At 52.6% G+C, this 3,027-nt stretch carries 1 rRNA gene; it reads left to right on the top strand.

Features of this window, described 5'->3' with window-relative positions:
- Window positions 1–33: 33 nt before the first annotated feature.
- Window positions 34–2,904: ribosomal RNA gene (locus CI15_RS16805) — 23S ribosomal RNA — on the top strand.
- Window positions 2,905–3,027: the final 123 nt, after the last annotated feature.

Genomic DNA, 3,027 nt, shown 5'->3' on the forward strand with positions numbered 1-3,027 from the left:
TTGTTATGTACTGATCGAGTGTAAGAACGTGATGTACAAGATAGGGGTCTGCGGAATCTGTAGCTGTGTATAAGAGACAGGCGGTAGCCTGCGAAAAGCGGTGGGGAGCTGGCAAACGAGCTTTGATCCACCGATATCCGAATGGGGAAACCCACTCCTTATGGAGTATCCGTAGCTGAATACATAGGCTACGTGAAGCGAACGCGGTGAACTGAAACATCTAAGTAACCGCAGGAAAAGAAATCAACCGAGATTCCCAGAGTAGTGGCGAGCGAAATGGGACCAGCCTGTACTCTTTATCTGTACTGTTAGTCGAATGCTCTGGAAAGTGCAGCCATAGCAGGTGATAGCCCTGTAGACGAAAACAGCATGGAAGAACTAGGTGTACGACAAGTAGGGCGGGACACGTGAAATCCTGTCTGAAGATGGGGGGACCATCCTCCAAGGCTAAATACTCGTGATCGACCGATAGTGAACCAGTACCGTGAGGGAAAGGCGAAAAGAACCCCGGGAGGGGAGTGAAACAGATCCTGAAACCGCATGCATACAAACAGTCGGAGCCTCGCAAGGGGTGACGGCGTACCTTTTGTATAATGGGTCAGCGACTTACATTCAGTGGCAAGCTTAACCGATTAGGGCAGGCGTAGCGAAAGCGAGTCCGAACAGGGCGATCAGTCGCTGGGTGTAGACCCGAAACCAGGTGATCTATCCATGGCCAGGTTGAAGGCACGGTAACACGTGCTGGAGGACCGAACCCACTAACGTTGAAAAGTTAGGGGATGAGCTGTGGATAGGGGTGAAAGGCTAAACAAACCTGGAAATAGCTGGTTCTCTCCGAAAACTATTTAGGTAGTGCCTCGTGTATCACCTTCGGGGGTAGAGCACTGTCATGGTTGTGGGGTCCATTGCGGATTACTACGCCATAGCAAACTCCGAATACCGAAGAGTGCAATCACGGGAGACAGACATCGGGTGCTAACGTCCGGTGTCAAGAGGGAAACAACCCAGACCGCCAGCTAAGGTCCCCAAATATGGCTAAGTGGGAAACGAAGTGGGAAGGCTAAAACAGTCAGGAGGTTGGCTTAGAAGCAGCCATCCTTTAAAGAAAGCGTAATAGCTCACTGATCGAGTCGTCCTGCGCGGAAGATGTAACGGGGCTAAGCCATATACCGAAGCTGCGGATGCGAGCTAGTCTCGCATGGTAGGAGAGCGTTCCGTAAGCCTGCGAAGGTGCACTGGAAAGTGTGCTGGAGGTATCGGAAGTGCGAATGCTGACATGAGTAGCGATAAAGGGGGTGAAAGGCCCCCTCGCCGTAAGCCCAAGGTTTCCTACGCAACGTTCATCGGCGTAGGGTGAGTCGGCCCCTAAGGCGAGGCAGAAATGCGTAGCTGATGGGAAGCAGATTAATATTTCTGCACCATTGTGAAATGCGATGGGGGGACGGATCGCGGAAGGTTGTCCGGGTGTTGGAAGTCCCGGTCGCTGCATTGAAGAGGGTGCTTTGGCAAATCCGGGCACAGGACTCAAGGGTGTGGCGCGAGCTTCTTCGGAAGCGAAGCAACTGGAAGGGGTTCCAGGAAAAGCCTCTAAGCTTCAGTTTCACAGTGACCGTACCGCAAACCGACACAGGTGGGCGAGATGAGTATTCTAAGGCGCTTGAGAGAACTCGGGAGAAGGAACTCGGCAAATTGGTACCGTAACTTCGGGATAAGGTACGCCCCTGTAGCTTGATGCGCCTGCGCGCAAAGGGTGAAGGGGTTGCAATAAACTGGTGGCTGCGACTGTTTAATAAAAACACAGCACTCTGCAAACACGAAAGTGGACGTATAGGGTGTGACGCCTGCCCGGTGCCGGAAGATTAAATGATGGGGTGCAAGCTCTTGATTGAAGTCCCGGTAAACGGCGGCCGTAACTATAACGGTCCTAAGGTAGCGAAATTCCTTGTCGGGTAAGTTCCGACCTGCACGAATGGCGTAACGATGGCCACACTGTCTCCTCCCGAGACTCAGCGAAGTTGAAGTGTTTGTGATGATGCAATCTCCCCGCGGCTAGACGGAAAGACCCCATGAACCTTTACTGTAGCTTTGCATTGGACTTTGAACCGGTCTGTGTAGGATAGGTGGGAGGCTGTGAAGCGGGAACGCTAGTTTCCGTGGAGCCGTCCTTGAAATACCACCCTGATCTGTTTGAGGTTCTAACCTTGGTCCGTAATCCGGATCGGGGACAGTGCATGGTAGGCAGTTTGACTGGGGCGGTCTCCTCCCAAAGTGTAACGGAGGAGTACGAAGGTACGCTAGGTACGGTCGGAAATCGTGCTGATAGTGCAATGGCATAAGCGTGCTTGACTGTGAGACTGACAAGTCGAACAGGTGCGAAAGCAGGTCATAGTGATCCGGTGGTTCTGTATGGAAGGGCCATCGCTCAACGGATAAAAGGTACTCTGGGGATAACAGGCTGATACCGCCCAAGAGTTCATATCGACGGCGGTGTTTGGCACCTCGATGTCGGCTCATCTCATCCTGGGGCTGTAGCCGGTCCCAAGGGTATGGCTGTTCGCCATTTAAAGAGGTACGTGAGCTGGGTTTAAAACGTCGTGAGACAGTTTGGTCCCTATCTGCCGTGGGCGCTGGATATTTGAAGGGGGCTGCTCCTAGTACGAGAGGACCGGAGTGGACGAACCTCTGGTGTACCGGTTGTCACGCCAGTGGCATCGCCGGGTAGCTATGTTCGGAAGAGATAACCGCTGAAAGCATCTAAGCGGGAAACTCGCCTTAAGATGAGATATCCCCGGGGCTTCGAGCCCCTTGAAGGGTCGTTCAAGACCAGGACGTTGATAGGTCAGGTGTGCACGTACAGTAATGTACTGAGCTAACTGATACTAATTGCCCGTAAGGCTTGATCCTATAACAGGTGTGTTTTATGCACACGGTTGAGATCCTGTCTCTTATACACATCTGACGCTGCCGACGACGCTCTTCATGTCCACCTCACGGCGTCTCGCCTCCTTAAAACTAATCGCATCTCAA

The organism is Paraburkholderia monticola (genome assembly GCF_001580545.1).
In the GTDB taxonomy this organism is placed as follows: Bacteria; Pseudomonadota; Gammaproteobacteria; order Burkholderiales; family Burkholderiaceae; genus Paraburkholderia; species Paraburkholderia monticola.